Origin of the sequence: Blautia sp. AF19-13LB (assembly GCF_003479105.1) — a bacterium.
Classification (GTDB): Bacteria; Bacillota; Clostridia; order Lachnospirales; family Lachnospiraceae; genus Fusicatenibacter; species Fusicatenibacter saccharivorans.
Genome location: NZ_QUGO01000001.1, coordinates 35,698 through 53,489, shown reverse-complemented (window position 1 = coordinate 53,489; position 17,792 = coordinate 35,698). Strand labels below are relative to the sequence as shown.

At 48.1% G+C, this 17,792-nt stretch carries 18 protein-coding genes and 8 pseudogenes; 5 read left to right on the top strand and 21 right to left on the bottom strand.

The window, feature by feature from the left end:
- Nucleotides 1-47: 47 nt before the first annotated feature.
- Genes DWX32_RS00340 through DWX32_RS00325 form a run of 4 tightly spaced genes read right to left on the bottom strand, consistent with a single transcriptional unit; the run spans nucleotide 48 to nucleotide 3,356 of the window.
- Complete coding sequence (locus tag DWX32_RS00340) at nucleotides 48-611, bottom strand: DNA-3-methyladenine glycosylase I (protein ID WP_118639952.1); 564 nt, start codon at nucleotides 609-611, stop codon at nucleotides 48-50.
- A gap of 33 nt (nucleotides 612-644) precedes the next feature.
- The gene (locus tag DWX32_RS00335; protein WP_118659109.1) at nucleotides 645-1,481 is read right to left on the bottom strand and encodes an NAD-dependent protein deacetylase, SIR2 family; all 837 of its coding nucleotides are present in this window, start codon (nucleotides 1,479-1,481) and stop codon (nucleotides 645-647) included.
- A 16-nt stretch (nucleotides 1,482-1,497) separates the two neighbouring features.
- The gene (locus DWX32_RS00330) at nucleotides 1,498-2,379 is read right to left on the bottom strand and encodes an NAD-dependent protein deacetylase, SIR2 family (RefSeq protein ID WP_118659108.1); all 882 of its coding nucleotides are present in this window, start codon (nucleotides 2,377-2,379) and stop codon (nucleotides 1,498-1,500) included.
- Nucleotides 2,376-3,356 carry an NAD-dependent protein deacetylase gene (locus tag DWX32_RS00325; RefSeq protein ID WP_199671260.1) on the bottom strand — a complete coding sequence of 327 codons (981 nt, stop codon included), beginning with the start codon at nucleotides 3,354-3,356 and terminating at the stop codon, nucleotides 2,376-2,378. The genes DWX32_RS00330 and DWX32_RS00325 overlap by 4 nt, the downstream gene beginning before the upstream one ends.
- A 127-nt stretch (nucleotides 3,357-3,483) precedes the next feature.
- Here DWX32_RS00325 and DWX32_RS00320 point away from each other — a divergent pair, with 127 nt between their 5' ends.
- Genes DWX32_RS00320 through DWX32_RS00310 form a run of 3 tightly spaced genes read left to right on the top strand, consistent with a single transcriptional unit; the run spans nucleotide 3,484 to nucleotide 5,485 of the window.
- Nucleotides 3,484-4,026 carry an Rrf2 family transcriptional regulator gene (locus DWX32_RS00320; protein WP_243037530.1) on the top strand — a complete coding sequence of 181 codons (543 nt, stop codon included), beginning with the start codon at nucleotides 3,484-3,486 and terminating at the stop codon, nucleotides 4,024-4,026.
- Between the two features lie 53 nt (nucleotides 4,027-4,079).
- Nucleotides 4,080-4,466, top strand: coding sequence for an ArsR/SmtB family transcription factor (locus DWX32_RS00315; protein WP_055228485.1), 387 nt, complete (start codon nucleotides 4,080-4,082; stop codon nucleotides 4,464-4,466).
- Entirely contained in the window at nucleotides 4,463-5,485 is a 1,023-nt protein-coding gene (locus DWX32_RS00310) for a helix-turn-helix domain-containing protein (RefSeq protein WP_118659106.1), read from the top strand. The genes DWX32_RS00315 and DWX32_RS00310 overlap by 4 nt, the downstream gene beginning before the upstream one ends.
- A 95-nt stretch (nucleotides 5,486-5,580) precedes the next feature.
- On the opposite strand, the gene DWX32_RS00305 is transcribed toward DWX32_RS00310, so the two are convergent.
- Nucleotides 5,581-5,718 (bottom strand): hypothetical protein, encoded by a 138-nt coding sequence (locus DWX32_RS00305; RefSeq protein ID WP_442857712.1) that lies wholly within the window; start codon nucleotides 5,716-5,718, stop codon nucleotides 5,581-5,583.
- 273 nt (nucleotides 5,719-5,991) lie between these two features.
- Here DWX32_RS00305 and DWX32_RS00295 point away from each other — a divergent pair.
- Together DWX32_RS00295 and DWX32_RS20425 are read left to right on the top strand one after the other, a co-directional pair.
- Nucleotides 5,992-6,147 (top strand): annotated as a pseudogene (locus tag DWX32_RS00295) (winged helix-turn-helix transcriptional regulator); the annotation flags it as partial.
- Between the two features lie 177 nt (nucleotides 6,148-6,324).
- Nucleotides 6,325-6,525 (top strand): annotated as a pseudogene (locus DWX32_RS20425) (transposase); the annotation flags it as partial.
- A gap of 258 nt (nucleotides 6,526-6,783) precedes the next feature.
- On the opposite strand, the pseudogene DWX32_RS00280 reads toward DWX32_RS20425, so the two are convergent.
- The 16 genes and pseudogenes from DWX32_RS00280 to DWX32_RS00205 form a co-directional block, all read right to left on the bottom strand.
- Nucleotides 6,784-7,199, bottom strand: a pseudogene (locus DWX32_RS00280) (AAA family ATPase); the annotation flags it as partial.
- On the bottom strand, nucleotides 7,196-8,692 hold the full coding sequence (gene mobQ / locus DWX32_RS00275; RefSeq protein WP_118659105.1) for a MobQ family relaxase: 1,497 nt from the start codon (nucleotides 8,690-8,692) through the stop codon (nucleotides 7,196-7,198). The gene mobQ and the pseudogene DWX32_RS00280, both read right to left, overlap by 4 nt.
- Entirely contained in the window at nucleotides 8,658-9,017 is a 360-nt protein-coding gene (locus tag DWX32_RS00270) for a DUF3847 domain-containing protein (protein WP_117499338.1), read from the bottom strand. The genes mobQ and DWX32_RS00270 overlap by 35 nt, the downstream gene beginning before the upstream one ends.
- A gap of 545 nt (nucleotides 9,018-9,562) precedes the next feature.
- Nucleotides 9,563-10,315 carry a heparan-alpha-glucosaminide N-acetyltransferase gene (locus DWX32_RS00260; RefSeq protein ID WP_117509146.1) on the bottom strand — a complete coding sequence of 251 codons (753 nt, stop codon included), beginning with the start codon at nucleotides 10,313-10,315 and terminating at the stop codon, nucleotides 9,563-9,565.
- A 374-nt stretch (nucleotides 10,316-10,689) separates the two neighbouring features.
- On the bottom strand, nucleotides 10,690-11,034 hold the full coding sequence (locus tag DWX32_RS00255) for a TnpV protein (RefSeq protein ID WP_118659104.1): 345 nt from the start codon (nucleotides 11,032-11,034) through the stop codon (nucleotides 10,690-10,692).
- Nucleotides 11,031-11,522, bottom strand: a pseudogene (locus DWX32_RS00250) (DUF4368 domain-containing protein); the annotation flags it as partial. The pseudogene DWX32_RS00250 and the gene DWX32_RS00255, both read right to left, overlap by 4 nt.
- 63 nt (nucleotides 11,523-11,585) lie before the next feature.
- Nucleotides 11,586-11,687, bottom strand: a pseudogene (locus tag DWX32_RS20820) (DUF3847 domain-containing protein); the annotation flags it as partial.
- Between the two features lie 82 nt (nucleotides 11,688-11,769).
- A complete protein-coding gene (locus DWX32_RS19995; RefSeq protein ID WP_070103256.1) occupies nucleotides 11,770-12,600 on the bottom strand; it encodes a hypothetical protein in 831 nt (276 codons plus the stop codon).
- A gap of 105 nt (nucleotides 12,601-12,705) precedes the next feature.
- Entirely contained in the window at nucleotides 12,706-13,002 is a 297-nt protein-coding gene (locus DWX32_RS00240) for a hypothetical protein (protein ID WP_055228716.1), read from the bottom strand.
- A 133-nt stretch (nucleotides 13,003-13,135) separates the two neighbouring features.
- On the bottom strand, nucleotides 13,136-13,327 hold the full coding sequence (locus tag DWX32_RS00235) for a transposon-encoded TnpW family protein (RefSeq protein WP_006060444.1): 192 nt from the start codon (nucleotides 13,325-13,327) through the stop codon (nucleotides 13,136-13,138).
- A gap of 79 nt (nucleotides 13,328-13,406) precedes the next feature.
- Nucleotides 13,407-15,257 (bottom strand): annotated as a pseudogene (locus tag DWX32_RS00230) (recombinase family protein).
- A gap of 56 nt (nucleotides 15,258-15,313) precedes the next feature.
- Nucleotides 15,314-15,616: pseudogene (locus tag DWX32_RS00225) on the bottom strand (recombinase); the annotation flags it as partial.
- A complete protein-coding gene (locus DWX32_RS00220) occupies nucleotides 15,613-16,113 on the bottom strand; it encodes a PcfB family protein (RefSeq protein WP_117800733.1) in 501 nt (166 codons plus the stop codon). The gene DWX32_RS00220 and the pseudogene DWX32_RS00225, both read right to left, overlap by 4 nt.
- Before the next feature lie 99 nt (nucleotides 16,114-16,212).
- Nucleotides 16,213-16,524 carry a DUF5720 family protein gene (locus DWX32_RS00215; protein ID WP_008728385.1) on the bottom strand — a complete coding sequence of 104 codons (312 nt, stop codon included), beginning with the start codon at nucleotides 16,522-16,524 and terminating at the stop codon, nucleotides 16,213-16,215.
- Between the two features lie 50 nt (nucleotides 16,525-16,574).
- Nucleotides 16,575-17,435 carry a DUF6017 domain-containing protein gene (locus tag DWX32_RS00210; protein ID WP_117800731.1) on the bottom strand — a complete coding sequence of 287 codons (861 nt, stop codon included), beginning with the start codon at nucleotides 17,433-17,435 and terminating at the stop codon, nucleotides 16,575-16,577.
- Between the two features lie 66 nt (nucleotides 17,436-17,501).
- Nucleotides 17,502-17,792, bottom strand: a pseudogene (locus DWX32_RS00205) (DUF5720 family protein).

Here is a 17,792-nt window from a genome sequence, read left to right as displayed (position 1 = left end):
CATTGACGATTTGAGTCAACTTCCCGGCGTTTTATTTTCTGCATTTTCTACTGCTGCAAAGGATTCAGGAAGCAACCTGATTCATGAGAGTTGATAACTCCCACCGCCTGCAAATAGGCATAGATGATTACGGTCCCCACAAACTTCATGCCTCGCTTTTTCAAGTCTTTTGAGATAGCATCCGATAATGGTGAGCTGACCTTGTCTACTTCTTGGATGCTCTTTTCATCTGTCCAATGCCATAAGTATCGGTCAAAACTGCCCCACTCTTGCTGTATCTTTTGAAACGCTTGTGCGTTGACCACTGCAGCTCGTATTTTCAGCCGGTTACGGATGATTCCAGAGTCAGCTTGCAGAGCCGTCAATTTTTCTTCGCTATAAGATGCCACCTTCCGTAAATCAAACCCGGCAAAAGCACGGCGAAATGCTTCTCGTTTATTTAAGACACATTCCCAGGTGAGGCCTGCCTGAAAATTCTCCAAAATCAACATTTCAAACAGCAACTGGTCATCGTGGACCGGTCTGCCCCATTCCTCGTCATGGTATCGCAGATAAGTGGTATTAGTCGGGCTCACCCAATGGCATCGAATCTTTCCATCTGTCCACTGCATTCGTATAGTCATTTTGAACTTGCTCCGAAATCGTTATGCCTCGCACGCCTCCCGGAGAGCAGGCAGCAGCTCATCCAGCCGCCCGTCCAGTCCGAAGGACTTCTCTTTGATATTGTCCGCAATGTAGATCTCACCAAGATTGAGGGTCACATAAGTGGCGTTTGGCTCGCCGGCCACCAGGCGCATCATCGGGGCCTTGATCAGCTGATTGCGCCAGCCAATGCCCAGCTCCAGAACCACCAGTTTCTTTCCGTGGTAGGTTTTCAGAAAGTTTTGGAACCGTGCCTGGGCAGAGGTATCCGGGATCATTCTCTGACCCGCGCCCATGTGGATGTCCATGGGACCTCCGCACTTGGGACAACGCGGCACCAACTCTGTAGGCACATGGCCGCCCTGTTCGGCAGCCGATAATTTTTCGGCCACCTCTAAACTTGAATAGAGGGTATCGTGGCAGGGGCGGGCACACTGCATAGTAATCCAGTTGCCCTCAATCTCATAGATTTTCGTCGGATCGAAGCCACACAGTTCAAAGTGACCTTCTCCGTTTGATGTGACGACAAAGTAATCTTTTTCTCCTACAATGGCCTTCAAATCGTTCATCACCGGCGTAGGCTGGTACTGCCCACAGTAACGATGGATGAGCCGGGCCCAGAAGGCCCATTTTTCCTCCTCGCTGGGCCATCCGGCCATCATGCCCTGCAAAATACAACGTAAGCCGTATTTTTGTTTGAAATCCCCAAACAGTCTTTCAAAAGTCGCATTGTCCGCAAACAAATGCAGTCCTTCGGTGATGGACAGGCCGTTACTGGCTCCGATCAGGATAGCATCCGCTTCTCTGAATTTTTTCGCAATAGGGTTCCAATCAACCATATTTGTTCGCTCCTTTCTATTTTATGGTTGCTGCGATGGATCGCTCCTGCCGGAGGGCAGCCAGAGTTTCCGCCAAATCTCCTTGCAGATACAGGCTGCGTCCCCGCAGATGCTCTGGCCTATGAGCTGCCTCTCGATTAAGACATGCATAAAAGACGTTTTCGTTTTTGGCAGTAAGTTCCCAGAAGGGCAATTTGATGATACTGGGTGTCATCTCACCCACGCCAAGTTCCAACAGCAGGACTTTTTTGTCGGACTGATCCATTATCCAGTGTCGCAGGAATCTATGGTAGCGATGCAGACTATCCTGCCAGAAGGTTCCCTCCAGAAAGGTATCATCTCGTACCCAGGGCACCAGCACCCGCCCGCAATCCGGGCAACGAGGAACAGCCTCCTCCGGCAGGCGAACACCTGCCAGGCAACCAGTCAGTTCCTTCACCAGTTCGCGGTTTTCCCCAATATCATCCCGGCAGGGCTGACTGCATTGGCAGTAGCTAAATTCTCCCTGAAAGGCGCAAATTTGTTTCTGGGGAAATACTCGAAAAAACTGCTGATCCACATTGGTGGTCAGAACAAAAGCAGGTTTGTCCGCAACAAGCGCCTGCAGGTCCAGATAGGGCTGCCCAGTAGGGGCTTCCCACATGAAGCGAATATATTGACTGTAATACCCCCACTGTTCCCCATAGCTGGAAAAGCAATGGTAGAATCCAGCCAGCGGAGAGGTAAAGCCATACTGTTCGCGAAAGGGAGCCAATGCCTCCGAAAGTGCCGGGGACCAATGGTAGTGGTCGTATCCAGCCGCGCTTGACAGGCCGGAGCCGCCTCCGATCACAACAGCATCTGCTTGATCAATACGCTCGGCAAGTTCCTGAAGCGTCGCTTGGTTTGCAACCCTCATCGATCGTTATCTCCGCTGTCCATGGTATCCCGTGCATCCCGCAGCACTTGAGCAATGTCGGCCACAATGGTCATGCCCTTGTCCTCCAACTGCTTGGGCAGGAAGTCATACTTGTTGTTGACAGCAATATATCGAGCATGGGGAAAGCTGAGGGTCATGTTCCAGAAAGGTTCTTGGATAAACATGGGAGTCATTCGGCCCACGCCCAGCTCCAGGAACAAAATTTTGCTGTCTTTGTGTTCCAGCACATAGCGAGAAATTTTTTCGTACTGTTCTTCGTATTTCTTTCCTTGCAGAAAATTCCCATATCCTCGCACCCAAGGGAATGCCTCGCCGCCGCAGTGGGGGCATCGGGGAATGAGATCCGTGGGAATCTTCGTGTCACTCCCCATAGCGGCCACCATATCAGCCACCGGCTTTACCGCATCCCAAGTGTCATCGGTACAACAGGCGGCACACTGGAGGAAGCGGTGATCCCCCTGGATCTCTGCCACCTTCTCCTCCGGGTAGAGTTTGACAAACTGGGTATCCTGGTTCGTGGTGAGGATGAAGAAGTCCTTGCCTTTCAGCAAAGCGTCTAAATCCAAATAGGAATGACGCACAGGTGCGGTCTGGGTGGTGTGAAGGAATGTGGCGAGATACCCCCAATACTCTTCCCTTGTCTTCCAGGGGTGCATCATCCCTGCAAAAGCACCTTTGAAGTGGTACTTCTCGGCAAAAGGGCGGAAGTATTTGCGGTAAGAGTCGTTGTCCTCGTAGTAAAAATCTCCACCACCGGCAGCGGACAGGCCGGAGGCCCCGCCCACTACCACACAGTCAGCTTCCTTTACCTCCTGTACCAAACGATGGATCTGTTCGCTATACGGCAGCGGCTTTTTGTCAGTCAGCTGATAAGGCGTACCGCCGGAAGCATAGATATGATAGTGCCTGGAATAATTCATCTGGGTCTGCATGACCAGATCATCATAGAAGTTCATTGTCACCATTCCTTTCAAGTGGGTGTTATTTTTATTCTTACTTCAAATTATTTTAGCATCCTCTTGCGTCACTGTCAATATGTTGTTATAATAAAAATAACATCAAAGCAAAAAAGGAGATCAGGCTATGAAATATTCTACCCGCCTTAGCGATGCTGTTCATATTCTGGCTTTTATCGCTCTGTACCCAAACTGCGACCTGACCAGTAACAAGCTGGCAGAGAGCATTCAGACGAATCCTGCCTATGTGCGCCAGCTCATGTCCGCCCTGCGGAAGGGAGGACTGCTGGTCAGCGTGAAGGGACATCCCCGACCTGCTCTGGCTCGTGAGCCGGAGAAAATCACTCTGCTGGATGCCTATCGGGCAGTAGAGGGCAACAAGCCCCTGCTCCATCAGGACATCCACACCAATCCTGCCTGTGGCGTGGGTGTAAATATTCAACTGGTGCTGCGGGATTTTTACTTGGACATTCAAAAAACAGCGGAACAAAGAATGCAAGGAATCACGTTGAAAGATGTGATGGAACAATATCACATGACTCCCATTGGTTACCCCTGTCCTTTTGCCAAACGTATGCGGGAGCTGGTGCAGAAAGAGATAGGTGATGGTGTCCGTATCTTGGATTACACCCATGACGCTGGTCCTGAACCAGAAATATTTCAGAAGTAAAGTTTCTTTTTCCTTCAGCCTATGGTAAGATAGACTTTAAGGAGGAGTGCTAAATGATTCAGAACCCCTTACCACACGACCACGGACAAACTATCGAGCAGGAACTGGAACATATGCCCAGCGTAGAAAACTTTCAAACCGTAGCTGATATTTTCAAGCAGCTGGGGGATGGCAGCCGTATTCGCATTTTTTGGTTGCTTTGCCACTGTGAGGAATGTGTTATCAATCTTTCAGCCATGGTAAATATGAGCAGTCCTGCAGTTTCTCACCATCTCAAGCAGTTGAAATCAGCAGGTCTGATCGTTAGCCGCCGGGACGGAAAAGAGGTCTATTATAAAGCGGCCGATACCGAGCAGGCCCGAAATTTCCATCACATGATTGAGTGGCTTGTAAAAATCGCCTGTCCGTCGCAAGTAGAAAAACAAAAAGGAACGCCATGAAAAAAGAAGAATCCAAAGTTATCGCTCAAAAATTTCAAAAGATTCCAAACGGCACCCTCGCCTTGAAGCATTGCCGGGCTGGCGGAACGGGTACCACACTCTTTGGAGAACAGTTTCGAGCGGTTACCGCTGGAAAAGGGGTTATGGAGGCATATGAAACTTTTCCTGGAATAGAGGTATCCTTCAATGTTTTTCTTGCTTCAGCGATCAAGTTTCAGCATGATGCTTCGGATTCTGTTTTAGAAATTTACTATTGTCGCAGTGGTCGCGTGGGTTGGAATATGCAAGACGGTACTGCCGTCTATTTAGGTACAGGTGATGTGACAGCACATAGTATGGCCTGCTGCGCGGATTCCGCCATGATGTTTCCCCTAGGATATTCAGAGGGAATTTCCATTTCCGTGGATCTGAAACAGCTCTCTTCCATTTGCCCGGAAGTTTTAAAGAATGCCGGTGTGGAGGCAGACCAGTTACGGGATCGATTTTGCTCCGGAAAACCATCCGCAATCCCGTCCTGTTCCGATTTAGAGCACATTTTTGCCCCACTCTTTTCTGCTCCTGTATCCGTTCGAATTTCCCTCTTGAAATTAAAGGTGCTGGAAATTTTGATTTATTTGAGCAACATGAAATCGGAGCATAAAGAATTGACTCAATACTTCTCCCAGCAAACCGAATTGATAAAAGAAATTCATCAACAGTTGACAGAGCACTTGGATCAACGATTTACGATCGCAGAACTTTCCAAACAGTATTTGATAAATACCTCCACTCTAAAGGAGATATTCAAGGCAGTCTACGGCCAGCCTATCGCCACCTATATGAAGGAATTTCGAGTGCGTCAGGCTATGAAATTATTACGGGAAACAAATGACACTATCGCGGATATTGCTTCCCAGGTAGGCTACCAAACCCAGGGAAAGTTTTCAAGCGCTTTTCAGTCTATAGTCAAAATGTCACCCAGAGAATACAGAAAAATCCAGGGTATAGCTCCATCGGATTCCTTTAGCAAAACACTGTAATGAAAAATTCTGGTAGACTACTGCCAACAAAGCCAAGTTCTTCACTTTTGATGTATAGTCAATCAGCGTTGTCATCCTAATCTGTGCTGACTGCATCAGCAGCCGTTTTCCACATACTGAATATAGGAGATCAAACCGTCTGTTCTTACAGCATCCAGTGTTTTTACGCTGATTCCCAGTATACTGGCTGCTTCCTTCCTTGTAATCAGTTTATCCATCGCCTTCTTCGTCATAGTTCATAGCGAAAGCTCCCTTCCTGTGATAGCTACATACTACCACAAAAGTAATTATCTTTCACTGACAACTATCCTAACACACAGGGATAACTTGAATAGAGTAAAATGCTCGCATCTATCATTTCAAGCAAGAGAAAATGAAGTGAAATGCTTGCATTCTCTAATGATTATTATGAATTGATTTTTAGGGCAACACAATCCGTCGAATTATTTTGCGCTTACTTTCAAAAAATCTTGAAACGCATATTTTTAAAAATGCAGATGTAGACTGTCAAGGAGCTGGAAGCGGATAAACTGATCGTCCGCACCGAGTATCCGCAGATTCCGCCGAAGGTGGAATATACGCTTTCGGAACGAGGAAAAACGCTGATGACTGTGCTGGAGCAGCTCTGTGTCTGGGGCGAGGAGAATCGACTGACAGAGTGACAACTTCCAATGGAGCAGTGAAGCACACTGCCGCCTGTGAGAAATCCTACATCTCTGGGGTGATAAGAAAAAGTACAGAGAAACCATATTTTCAGAAAGCACTGCCGGGTGCTGTATCAGCATGATACTTGGCAGGCTTTATCCATATCAGTGTATGGAGATTGGAGACAACAGCAAATGAAAGAAAACTGTCTATGGTATTGGCAAAAAAAGAGACAGGGCAAATGTCGAAAGGATAGTCCAGAATTAAAGGATGCACTCCTCAGGAGGATGCTTCCACCAAACAATGAATCTATTACCAAGATATCCAGAGAAGAAGGAATCTCTGAACAGACACTTCGTAACTGGCGGGATAAAGCCAGAAAGGAAGGCTATGCTGCTCCTGGTACGGATGCTGTTCCTGATGACTGGAGTACACAGGATAAATTTTTAGTTGTTGTTGAAACAGCAGGTATGAATGAAACGGAACTTGCCGAGTATGCCCGTAAAAAAGGTCTTTATATCGAGCAGATCAAAGCCTGGAAAGATGCCTGCATGAATGCCAATGGTGGCATCGCTAAAGAAGCTTCCCGGCTTAACCGCGAACTTAAGGATTCTGAGAAAGAACGCAGAAAACTTGAAAAAGAATTACAGCGCAAGGGCTACGTCTGCTTCCATCAATCGGGGCTTGACCGTATCGCCCAGACCGTCCTCGGCGGTCTGATAGATGATATTGAAAGGTTCAAGTGTCTCCATACCGGGCAAAGGCTTTCGATTGGTGCAAGCCGCCGCAAGGCGCATGGCAAAGTAGGTCTTGCCCTCGCCGGGATTACCCTGGATAATTGTCAGCTTTCGGGAAAGGACTTGCCGTAAAACTCTATGACAAAATCAATGGGATAGCCGCCCTTGCTCTGGCTGTGGCGAAACCACTTGTTTCCCCGGACGGTCAGACTGTCATGTTCTTTCCAGCGGTATTCTCGTCCGCTTTTTATCAGTGTCTCTCCCTGTGTGCGGAGAAAATCTTCCAGACTGACGGCATTTGCCCGGTCAATCTGCGCTTGGGTATAATTCATCGGGATAGTTCCTCCTTTTTCTGTCGTGTTTGGGGTCGATTTTGGAGCTTTTGTTCCTCTGTACGCTCGTTAAATCGGGCGGCAGTATCTACACATGACTTGACCTTCCAAAGGCGGTGTAAATCGTCTCTGACAGCCTTAAACTCGCCGTAGGTGCTTTCGTGTGCCTGTTCCAGCTCGTCATACTCGTCGGACAGCTTTTTCATATCCACCTTGCAGTCCGGGAACTCCTCGGTCAGCTTTCGTCTGGCGGCGTAGAACTGTATCAGTTCCGCTTCATGCTCTGCCTTGTACTTGGCTCTGGGCTTCTCAAACTTGATTTTCTGCAAGCCGTCATAGACAGGCTTCAAGTTCTGGAAAGCGGCGGAGCTGTCATAGAGTTGCTTAATTGCTTTCATTCGGGCGGTCTGTTCGTCCAGCGTTTTCTTCAAGCTCTCTGTGGCAGCACTGTGTTCGCTGACACGGCTTTCCAAATCTTCAAGGGAGTAAATGCCGTTTGCCCGGAGATAATTGAAAGTCTCGTTCATCTCCTTTAGATTGCTGACCTTGCCTTTCTGCGAATATGCCCCGGCTCTGCGCTGGGTGTAATAGGCGCTCAGCAGCGAAACAAGGTCGGGTGCCTGCGGCTTGGCAAGCTCCGCTTTTGCTTCGGCAATCCAATCAAACAGGAGAGCGATTTTCTTCTTGATGTCCCGGATAACGGCATTGGTGGCTCTGATCCAGCGGTTGAACTCGCCTTTCTCGGTGCGTATGCCTTTCTTCTCCATTGCCTGGACGGTTGCGCCCTCATGGACGGTGGGAAAAAGCTCCACGCCCTGACGCTCATAGCTCCGGTGGTCGATACGAACATCAATACCTTTTTCCGCAAACTTGGCATTGCATAGCTCCGCCCATGCTTCACGCCAATGTTCCAGCGTTTCGGGACTGCCCCAGTCGGTAGTGGGAACGGCGTTGAACACAAACTTTCCGTCTGCGTCTCGGATACGGTTGCCGTCCTCGTCCAGCTCATACACCCGGCGTTGCTTTAGTCCCCATTTGCCGTTCTGCTCGATGGGGCGGATGGGGCAAAGCACATGAAAATGCGGATTGGGTACGCCGCCGTCCTCCCGGTCTGGCTGGTGTACGGCGAAGTCAACCACCATGCCACGGCTCACAAAGTTCTCCAATAAAAATTGCCTTGCAAGAGCGATGTTTTCCTCAAGGGAAAATTCATTCTGCAAGGCAATGTCAAAGCTGTATGCAAGCTGGGCGTTCTTTCCACGCTCGGCTTTTTCCACGGCGTTCCATAGGGTTTGGCGGTCTGCGTATTCTGGCGGTGCATGGGACGGCAAGAGAATGTCAGAGCAGATCACGCCGCCCTTGCGGGTGTAGTCGCTGTATTCGCCGTAATACTCGCTATACAATCGCTCCCCGGCTCGGTAGGCAGCAAAAGCGATAGCGGACTGTCCTGCGCTTCGCTTAGTCTGCGTGACGCTCAGATGAAATAGTGCCATCGGCTTTCAACTCCTTTTCTCTGTTTGCTTGGCTGATGTGGGTAATCGTCATGTGACGGACGGCTCGCTGGACTTCGGACAAAGAAAAGATTTGTTCCATCAGCTCTGTCATTTCGGTGCGTGTGAGATCTTTGACCTCCGGGGCAAGGCTCTCAATCGTGCCGCCCAGATTGCAAAGACGATGGGTGCGTTTCTGCCTTTCGCCTTTCTCCAGATATTTCTTTCTGTTCTCAAGACGGTTGAGCTTGTGCTGTTCCTGTGCAAGCTGCGTCTCGGCCCGTTCCTTTTCGGCTCGGAGCTGGTCAAGGGTTTTCGGTTTTGTCATTGTGATTGACCTCCTATTTTTGATTTTGGGGATAAAAAAAGACCGTCAACTTTTCGCATAGTGCGACCAGTCAACGGTCTGATTTTCGGTATTTGTTTTTCCAAACTTGCTGGCGGCGAACGGTTTGTCAAAACCGTTTGCGGACGGCAAGTACACAAGGGATAGCCGCATTAGCAGCGCAAGGGGGTGTAGCCACCTTGACGGAACGAAGTGACGAAACATTCTCGGTCATGCAGCTTTTTTCTGCTGACAGAGAATGAAGCTCCGCAGGACGCACGATACTCCCGATAGGAGAGTATAGAAGTGCGCCCTTTAGTTCCTAAAGGGATTTTATCAGTTCGCCAAACTTGAATCTGTCGTATTAGAGATTCTTCGCTTGCAGCTCCCTTAACGATTTCTTCGCTGGCGAAGTTGGTAGCGACCGATACATCACCGGCTACAAACTGTGATAATCAAAAATAAACACATTTGCCGATATTAAAGAAAGGAAGCCCCCTTTTTGGGGGCTTCCTTTCTTGTTTACTCCACCGATCAACGGCTCAATATTAAAAAATCTCCGAAACCAAGAACGCTACAACATAGCAGATCGGTTGGTGTATCATGTAAATAATAAGCGAATGTTTCCCTAAAAAGTTAATACCTGGAACTTTCCATTTTCCAAATAGCCGGTTAATCAGCCCCTTTTCCTGTAAGAAACTGTACAGGAAATATCCTGTTGCAAATAAGAAAATCCATGGGAGCAACGGAAAATAGTCGGTAGATGAAAAGCCAGCTTGCGGAAATCCAATATAAGCTAATACCGATTTCAACCATGTAACATTCAGCAAATTATCAGATAGTTGGATAGGGTCTTGCTTCGTCCAACTTCTGAGAATGAGGAATAGCACAAAACTAACACTTACCCCAACCCCAGCCGGGATTTTTTTCAGAACCTTATCCAGTAAAATCCATATCAAAATACAGCTGCCAATAAGCGTTAGAACACCGTAGCGCACCCGATCATTGGGAAGAACTATGGCGGTAACGAGCGAAACGACCACACCACCACCAAACGCCCACAATCCCCTTTTCATGTGTTTTTTTCCTAAATGCCAGCTGAACCCAGCCAGCAAAATAAAAGTCCAGCAAATGGATTGCTGCCAAATATAGGCACCGTGGGACTTATACCATGGAATATCTGCATTATACAGATAAACTAAATCCCATAAGAAATGATACGAAATCATTTCAATAATGGTTATACCTCTTATCAAATCAATAAACGGTAAACGCTGCTTTATTTGCGTTGTTTCCAGCAAAATTTCATCACCCCTTTTATTTACTCCAAAATCGGCTCCACCAGCTCCGGGGCGACTCTGGCTGCTGCCGTTCCGGCTTTGCCGGAGCTACGCAATCCTCTGATTTTCTTCATGTTCTGTACCTCTTTCGTAAATTCCGATTCATAATGTAAGAGTAAGGTCTATCCGGCCTTGCTCTTTTCTTTTAAAATGGAGATATGGTCTGACGAAATTTCCGATTGGGACATCACGCCCGCAGACAAATGTGTCAGCCAGCCTCCATTTGTTGCTCACTTTTCGTATTCAAATTGTACCATAAAACTTGTGAACAGTTCTACCGCAACTTTGGACTATATGAGAAAAGTCCGAACAGTTTTCTGCCCGGACTTCCTCGCTCAATCATAAATCAATTCCGCTTTCACAATCTCCTCTCCCTGTGCCTTGCAAGCGTTCATCTGCCGCACCCATTCCATTTGATTATCGGCTTTCAGTTGCTCAGTCACACCGTTTTGCTCTGCCAGTGACCGCACGATCTGCTCCATGCGGTTTCGTGCCGCTTCGTCAATCTCGGCACAATGTTCAAAGAGCTTGTCGGATAGCACCAGTTCATTGAACAGTATCGGGCGGTGCATTTCCAGATACGCCTTGCGAAGTCTGCCGTAGTGTCCGATGGGCTTGGTCTTGCGGATAACGATGTTCGGGATAAGATAATCTCCGTTCCGTGTGTAAGTGATATTCATGCTGTTTGTACTCCTTTCATCGGCTCTCTCTGCGGTAAACTGCTGACAGGGACGAACACGCCCTTTGCAATGTCCTCCGCACGAATGGCGGCTTTCTTAGCTTCAATTTCTGCCTTTTTCCGCTTCTTGATTTTGTCCTCGTATCGCTTCTGCGCTCCGCTGGCTTTCCGCTTCAAGTAGTTCTGATGAAGCCTGTCCTTGCGTTCCTCACGCTTGCGGATTTCCTCTAATTCCTCCGGGGTAAGCTCCGCTTCTCCAAACGCCGGGGGAACGAATCGCCCAACAAAATTGAAGTAAATCTCGACCTCCTGTGTGGTCTGTATACTGCCTTTACGGTCACGCTCATGCACAAGGATTTTCTCGATAAACTCGTTGAGCATAGCAATGGTCAGCTTGTCGAAGTTCTCATACTTGTCAATCAGAGCGATAAAACGATCAGCGTCCTTTTCGTGCTTCTCATAGCTCTTGACAGCCTTTTCCAGAACAGAGAAGCCGCCGCGCTTGCAAAGCCTGTGGTTTCTCGCCTTGCGTTCCTCGACGGATAGCTTCTGCTTGATGATTTTCTCCCGGTTCTCAAGCTGCCGGATTTTCTTCTTTCCGTCCTCAATCTCGGCTTGCAGCTCCTCGCGGGTTTTCTCTCTTGGCTTTGTCATGGTTGGTCGCTCCTTTCTGCTCATAAGCATAGAAAAAGGACAGTCGATTTTCTCGGCTGCCCTTGTGGGTGGCTATTCAATTTTAGTCTGCTGTTTTCAAATATATAAAATAGCTTGCTGTTCCGCCATAGCCATTTTCAGTATTCCATTCAGCTGTTACTTCATAAATATATCCGCCCAGTTTAAGAGTGAGTACGTTTCCAACAATAGTTACATCTTCGCTGTTTGCAGCAGGCTCTCCCCAATGTTCGTCACTCCAGCACTGCACACTTAAAATTGTATCTGGGTCTTCTGTAAATCTTAATGTAGCTGTTGTTTCTGTTGTTTCAAATGGCGGGGACAACAGATCCTTGCACTCTAACGGGTGTGGGCTATCAGCTATTGTGCTTTCAGCAGTTCCGTCAATATTTGTTTTTTGCCACGAATAAGTTCCTAATACTGCACCGATAGCGGTTTCGTCACTCACAACGCTTAATGTGGGCGGTTCTTCCAAAATTATATTGGCAGTCCCAGAGTTTAGTAATTCATTTGCATAGTTGTTGAGTGCTTCACATGGCTCATATTTTGTCTTATAACCGATACCGTCAATGACAATAAATGGGTTATACGCCATAATATCTGTTTGTGTACCGTCTACCATAGTCAAGGTAAAAACAACGCCTTGTCCAGCATACTCTGTGTAAGAATTATCCTCATTATAGACAACAACATCATTCAAATATTCAACTAATTCTTGGATATTTTCAATCTCAATCGTTTTGTCTGGCGGTGTTAATAACACTTTAGCGGAAACAATCTGCGCTGCGTCCAAATCCTTATACGGTTTTTTCCCCTGTTGTGAAAAAAATACGATTACCGCGATACCTACTAAAATGATACAAGCTATTGCAATCATCAATCTCTTTTTTCTCATGGAACAAGCCTCCTGTTCTTCTCTGTTACTTGTATAGATGAAAAAATTGAAAGGAAGTTTCACTATCTATAAATATCATAGCACATGGTTATGAATAAATCCACCTCATTTCAGCCTGTCAGTGGCCTTGTTTTCTCTGGCAGACCGCCGCGCAGCTTCCCGCCGTTCCTCGTTGTATGGGGCGGTCAGACGGAAAGAGAAGCGCCCCTTTGCAATCTCAAACTCCATGCAGCCCGTTTCGGGGTCTGCGTCGGTCTGGCGGCACTGGTCGGGGTGCTGTCTGGTGTAGGCGGCAAGCCGCTTCTTTAAGTCGGTGTTGTGGGTGCGGATATGGATAAGGGGGTCTTTCTCGTCAAACCAAATATCGGTGGTCTTTTCCTGCTTCGTAAGCCCTGTTCTCATGTAAGCTCCTTTCTGCGCCCCTGTTACGCAATAGGGGCATTTTTCGGGTGTTTTTTCCGGCTCTTGACTTGGGGGAAATGAGGATTTTCAAATAGAAACCGTCCAGACAGGGAATGGTTCGTCGGGGCGGCTGTTATCGCAAGATTTCCGTTTTTTCCGGCTCTTGACCGTCAGACGCAGATAAACGCGAACTGTCGGCAAGTACCAGTTTGAGCAGCTTGTCGCGGAACGTTTCTGTGCTGCTGTGATTGAAAAACAACTCCGCAACAATGGTCTGCCCGTTCCTCTGGGTTGTGATGATACTGTCGGGGGTCTGTTCTGCCATAGGCGGCTCCTTTCTTTGGGCGCAAAAGAGGGATTTCCCGTAGTTCGGAAAATCCCTCTTGGTTGACGGTTATTCTGTTTTACTGTGTGGGCTGTGCGGCGGCAGCCTGTGCCTTTCGCCTTGCCCGGTATTCCCGCGCTTTCATGCGGTCATACTCCCGCTGCTTTTCAAGGTTTCGCGCCCGGTACTCCCTTGAATACTGCCGGTGGTATGCGCGGCTCTTTTCCTTTTTGGCTTCTTCGATTTCCTCCCGCATTTGCCGGATTTCCTGCTCGGTCGGCTCTGCAAGCTGTGTCACTTCATTCTCAAACTTGCCGATATAATTGAAATATATGCTGATGTGCTGGATTGCGTATCTCGCCCTTTTCTGGTCGCGCTCATGCACTTCAATCCGGCTGATAAACTCGTTGAGAATGGCGGGGGTCAGGTCGGTAAAGGCGGCATGGCGTTCTGTCAGCTTCAAAAACTTCTGCGCCCGTCCTCCCGCGTTCTCATAAGCGGATAGCTACTCTTGGAGCGTGGCAAGCTCCGCTTTCAGCGCATAGTATTCTTCCGAATACTTCTGCGACATTTGCTCATAACGGTCTTGCGGGATAGTGCCGAGGGCGTTGTCCTCATAGAGCTTATTCAGCACCTTGTCAATCTGTTCAAGGCGCGTCGTGATTTGCGGAATACGCTTCTGCTGCTTTTTGGTCTGGTCGGTCTGCTGCATGGCAAGGTTCTTTTTCACTAAGGCTTCAAACTCCGCCCGATTGCTGATAGAATAGTCCTCGATTTTCTTCAGCACTTCTGCGATGGTCTGCATGAGCAAGTCCGCGTCCATGATGTGCGGGGAATTGCATTTCGGATTTCTGGCTTTCCCCTTGTGGTACTCGCTGCAATAGGCAACATGCCGCTTGCCGCCGTTTCGGTAATCTATACGAATGTGCATTTTTGCGCCGCAGTCCTTACAGAAAAGCAAGCCGGACAGAGGGTGGATTTCCCCGTCCCCGTTGGGGCGTTTGACGGGTGCGTTTTCCAAAATCCGCTGTACGGTTTCAAAATCGCTGCGGCTGATAATCGGCTCATGCACATTTTCTGTGATGTGCCACTGACTCCGGTCTACATAGTGGTTATGTTTATCTCGGAAATGCTTTGTGGTCTTGAAGTTGACCACATCGCCGCAATACTCCTGCCGTGTGAGGATATTGGTCAAGGTGACTTTGTTCCACTTGCAGCGGTTATCCTCGTTGAGCATCTTATTTTTACAGGTTCCCCACCCGCGGTCTTTCATGTAGAAAGTGGGGGTTGGGATTTGCTCCTGTGTCAGATATATGGCGATTTGATTGCGGTTCTTCCCACCGATAAACAGACGGAAAATCAAACGGACAACCTCGGCGGCTTCTTCGTCGATTATCCAAAAATCCTTGTCGTCCGGGTCTTTGACATAGCCGTAAGGGGCTTCGGTGACAATCGGCTTTCCACTCATGCCTTTGGTCTTAATGCCCGTTTTCACTTTCTTGCTGATGTCCTTTGCGTACCACTCCGACATGATATTGATAAAGGGCGCAAACTCCAATGTGTCGGGCTTCTCGCTGTCAATGCCGTTGTTGACCGCGATAAAGCGCACATTGTTCCGTCTGAATATCTCCATAGCGTTTCCGACTTGGAGATAGTCACGCCCCCAGCGGGTAAGGTCTTTCATAATGCAGACACCGATTTTCCCGTTTTCCACATCGTCCATCATGCGGGAGTATGCGGAACGGTCAAAAAACCTGCCGCTTTCGTCATCGTCGATGTAGTGCCGGATATTCGTCAGCTTTAACTGTCTGGCGTAGCTTTCCAGAAATTTCTTCTGATTCTGTATGCTGTTGCTCTCGCCGCCGTCCCTGTCCTCGTCGCCCACGGAAAGGCGGGAGTAAAGGGCTGTAATTTTGCTATAATCAGTCATGTGCATAACCTCCTGTGCGTCCATGTATGTGTCATTTACACTTAAAATTATGCACTCCAGCGGGCCGAACCATATTCCAAACCATGTCGATATTTCTTGGCGTTCTTGCTTTTAAGATACACCGCCAGCCTCAGACCAACACCGCAGCACAGCCCTACCAACAAATCCAATGGATGCAGGCTTGGCCAGAAACTTTGCAACGCCCCAGGCAGAACTGCAACCAGCGAAAGAAACTTTTCTGAAGCATCTGCCCCTTGTGCCATTCGCCATGCCTCTCCCAAATTGGTAGCAAACAGCCCAAGCAGGATATACGGCATATTCAGCAAAACGAGCTTTTTGATGTCCAATGTCTTTTTCATCGTTCCAGCTCCTTTCGCTTGGTGCGATCCACCACAGCATTTTTAACCATCTCTTTGAACTGGTTAAGTTTTGCCAGTACGGACGAGCGCTCTGTTTTCGTTGCCTTTTTGACCTTTTTGTTGGTGTACTCTGTAAAAGCTGCTGTCAGAGCATCTGCATCACGGCCTTTGAAAAAAATTAGGTACTTTGGCGGAGAACTGCTGCGGTCCTTTTTCACCGCATAATCCACACCATATTTCCGGGCGATTTTCTCAAACTCCTTGATAGAGGGGTCTGTGATCTCAATGTTGGATATTCCCTGATTCTGCCCGACAAGCTGCTTCACAGTCTGTTTTCCATGCGGAACAACCGGCGCATCACGGCTTCTCTGTTTTTCCAGCTTCTTTTCCTTGCGATGTGCCATGTACTTGCTTATGGCAGCCTTTAACATTCTGCCGGTAAACTTTGTTCCACTGACAACCAGCGTCAAAGTTCTGTTTTCCACTTCTTCCTGCATTTTCTCGCCTCCTTTCCACGAAGTTTGCAGGGAATCTCTTTTTTTTGCTAAGGCGGAACCACCAGCCGCCGCAGAAGATAACGCTTCATACCGCCCTCCTTAGCGTAACTGGTCAGAACGGTCATAGTGCAGATTGCCCTGACGTACCTTTGCGTGGCTCAAAATCTTAATCTGCCCCTTTTCCTGACTATCCAGTGCTTTTTCATAACCGGTATCCGACAGGAACAGGCGGGTTCGTTCGCCTTTCCAGCCAACAGGGGAATCGTTCGTCAGCACATCAAAAATAATCATGTGCCGGGTGTCCTCCGCAAAACGCTGGAGATCCATATATCCATGACCGTGATAATTCTGCGCTCCTGCCTTTGCCCGCATTTCTTCCATCAGCTGCCCTATGGTCTTTCCCTCAGACATCATGCTTGCTCCTTTCTCCCGGCAGTTCCGGGCAATAAAAAAGCGACCATTTACCAGCCGCCATACAGATCGTGATTTACTTGTGAGGTGTAATGATTGCTTATCGTGGTCGGTGCATTGAACAGAACGGTCAGAAGATACTGCTTCATGTTACGAATTTCCGTGGTGTTCTTCTGTAAACAGTCCATGACAAACTCAATGTGCGAGTTATCCAGCTTCAAGAATCTGGAACGAACGATTTCATGCGGAAAATCACTTCCTGCAATACGGGTGGTCTTTCGCTTTGCACAGACCGTTTCCACGATTAGCTCCACAATCTCATCCAAATCCTCCCGATAAGTTTCATACTGCTGACACAGGTATTCATACCCGATATTCTCCTGAATCAATTCCCGATAACTCTCTATCTCTGTGAGTGACATCGCATCCCTTCCTTTCCGTTCCGGCAGACAATCTGCCGCGCAATCCCGGAAGGGAATGGAATCGGTACTTGATCCATAAATATTTTGTTTTTGAGTATTTGATTTCTCTATATTTAATTCTGCGGGCTTTTCCGTATCCGGTTTATCCATATACGGGTTTTCCGTATCTGGTGAATCCGTATCCGGTTTTCTAAGCTGTGGCTGCTCGTATATGACATACTCTGTATCGCTGATGCGTCCCTGCCGGTCACGCAGCTTGTGCCGCACAATGTAACCGGCAGCCTCCAATTCCCGCAACGCAACGCCTATGGCATCCACGCCCTCCTTACAGATCTTTGCAAGACCACGGGTGGTGTAATTCCAGTCCTCTGGCAAAGATAACATCATGGAAAGCAGTCCCTTGGCTTTTAACGACAGGTTTGCATTTCGTAAATGATGATTGCTCATCACGGTATAATCACGGGTCCGTTCAATGCGAAAAACGGCCATCGACCTCACTCCTTCCGAATTTTGGGTACAAAAAAACCACAATCCTAAATCAAAGAATTGTGGCGTTCAACTTTCTCTATATTTTCTTGTGCATTTCTTTCCCGGCTTAAAGTCGAGGATGTGTCCCTCAACAACACGGGCATACCGCTTGATTTTGATTTTCCGGCGCTGATGATCTTGGAGAGCGTTCTAATAGCTGTCCTCTGCAAGAAACAGACGCATTTCATCACCTCTGCTCCCGTAAGCACTGCACGGATGGAGAACACCAAATTCAATCATCCATCGGGTGCTGTCCTTAAAGCGTTCCACAGCAAGAATGTTATGTCCTTTCAGCTCCCTTGCTAAAATATCTTTCAT